This is a genomic window from Candidatus Thermoplasmatota archaeon (assembly GCA_034660695.1).
Classification (GTDB): domain Archaea; phylum Thermoplasmatota; class E2; order UBA202; family DSCA01; genus JAYEJS01.
In genome coordinates this window covers 1-2111 of sequence record JAYEJS010000045.1, presented here as the reverse complement: position 1 = coordinate 2111, position 2111 = coordinate 1, and the positions used below count along the sequence as shown (strand labels likewise).

2 protein-coding genes are annotated in these 2111 nt (G+C 39.3%); both read left to right on the top strand.

From position 1 onward, the window contains the following. Positions 1-346 precede the first annotated feature (346 nt). On the top strand, positions 347-1033 hold the full coding sequence (locus U9O96_02365) for a hypothetical protein (GenBank protein MEA2053952.1): 687 nt from the start codon (positions 347-349) through the stop codon (positions 1031-1033). Positions 1034-1043: 10 nt separating this feature from the next. Next, complete coding sequence (locus tag U9O96_02360) at positions 1044-1955, top strand: PepSY domain-containing protein (protein MEA2053951.1); 912 nt, start codon at positions 1044-1046, stop codon at positions 1953-1955. Positions 1956-2111: the final 156 nt, after the last annotated feature.

The window sequence follows — 2111 nt, the reverse complement described above, 5'->3', positions numbered from 1 at the left end:
TTTTGTCCTACTCTTAGATATCAATGCTTTCAACTCATTTTGATCTAATGATATAACATCTCCTTTATCGGTCATTGCTATCGAAAAAACAGTTTTTTGTTATATATACCCTTCTATTTCGTTGGATGTTTATCCAACACTTTCGTTAGTTATATTTAATACCGTTTGATACATAATCGCGGCTCGGCAGCGGGCGGCTTAGCCGTGGAAGTGATTACGAATGTTGATGAGGAACGAGTTGGGCGGTAACCGCATTGCGGGAACGCATTGCGGAGGAGTAAACTCTGGAGAGAAAACTCTTCGGGATGTACCTCACCCAGCGGGCTTGAAAAAAAGAGGAGGTAAAATGAAAAGAAAAAGTATTTGGAAAGGTGAGAATAAGAGAAAAGTGGTTCCGCAGAGAATAATAGTCGCCATAACACTAGGAATTCTCTTAGCTGGATTATTTCAGATAATGCCTCTAGCAAAAGCTACACCGTGGTCAGAATGCCATGGAATAACACCTTTCAAAGAAGAAGCCGATTTAGTAGTAGACTACACCGATGGGTACTATACTGCTTGGGATCTCGAGGATTGGTCGAAGTATAATATACTATATAATAGTCTTCCTTACGCTGACATCTGGTATTTCTCTGGGCATGGAGGAACAAATTGGTACGGTAATCCCTTCTTGGTAGATGGAGACGAGGAACACATATTTGGAGATCAGATTCCAGATTTACACGATCAACATGAGTTCAATAGGATGAGATTTGCTTATGCGAGCGCTTGTTATTCGGCTCATACCTGCTACTGGTCGTGGGTAGAAAACCTCCATGATGGTTTCATAGATAATGGCGCTGAGGCTTATATGGGGTGGGATGAAGCAGTGTTGGCTAGCACTGCATATTCCTTTACGGACCGTTTCTACCATTGGGCTATTGATAATGGACTGAGCGTGATAGGAGCAATGGGCTGGGCCATATATGACGTACATGATGCAGAAGGAAACATTCATCTTTTTGGAGATGGAAGCATTTACCTTATTCCATAGAGGTGATATTATGAAATATAAAAATAAAATAATTGGAATTATTCTGGTAGGAATAATGATGGGAGTGATATCCTTAACGGTAGTTGGAATTATCCCATTAAGAGAAACAGTTGGTCCAGTAGGTGAACCAAATCCTAGACACGTTATTTTAGAGTTAGATCCAGCAGAAGTAGAAACAAATATTTCTGAAGACCAAGCAATTCAGATAATAAGAAATACGGGTTATACTCCGCTTGACCCCGAAATTGGATTGATAAAAGCCGAAGATTGGGGAAAATTGTACTGGGAAATAGTCTGGTGGAAGGAAGAAGAGCCAGTATCTCTCAAGGTTGATGCAAATAACGGGGATATAATAGGAATAACAGACTTTGGGGCTTATAAAGCGATGCCTGAAAACGTGAGCAAAGAGAATGCAATTGTGACAGCAAAGGAAAAAATAGAAGGTATGGCAAAAGTGCCGGAAGATGCAGGAAAGCCTATTATAGAAATAAAGAAAAGATTTTGCGGAAACGTCTTTAGCGTCAGCTGGAAACCAGAAGTAAAAGGAATACTCGTCGAAAAAAGCTTTATGAATATTGAGCTTGATCCAGCCGGAAACGTAATATCCTTTAGGAAGGTATGGCATGAGATAGATATCGATACTAAAGCGACTGTAACTAAAGAGGAGGCTATAAAAGTAGCGAAAGAAAAGGCTTTATCAGATAATTTTCCGCAGCTTCTAAGGAAAAGAGTCCAAGAGGCGGAATATATTCACACAGAATTAGTTATCAAGAGACCAACCCACTTTTTAGATAAAAGCAAACCGCTGTATGGAGAATACAAGCTGATTTGGTCGGTAACATTTGAAAAGGACCAAAGCTTAGTTGAAATTCAAATCGACGCTCATTCCGGCGAGTATACAGGAATAGATTTTACCAAGTAATCCTGTGCCATCGACCATCTCTCTCTTTATAACGGAAGTTCCAAGGATTTTTCTGTTAACTTTTTAAATTCTATATCTAGTAATTGGCAATAAAAAACAGAGTCCACATATCCAAATGTGGTCACTAAAAATTTAGAAATACCGCAAGTTTTATTA

Coding starts and splice junctions, on each gene's coding strand:
- U9O96_02360 (MEA2053951.1), top strand. CDS start 1,044: ATGAAATATAAAAATAAAATAATTGGAATTATTCTGGTAGGAATAATG.
- U9O96_02365 (MEA2053952.1), top strand. CDS start 347: ATGAAAAGAAAAAGTATTTGGAAAGGTGAGAATAAGAGAAAAGTGGTT.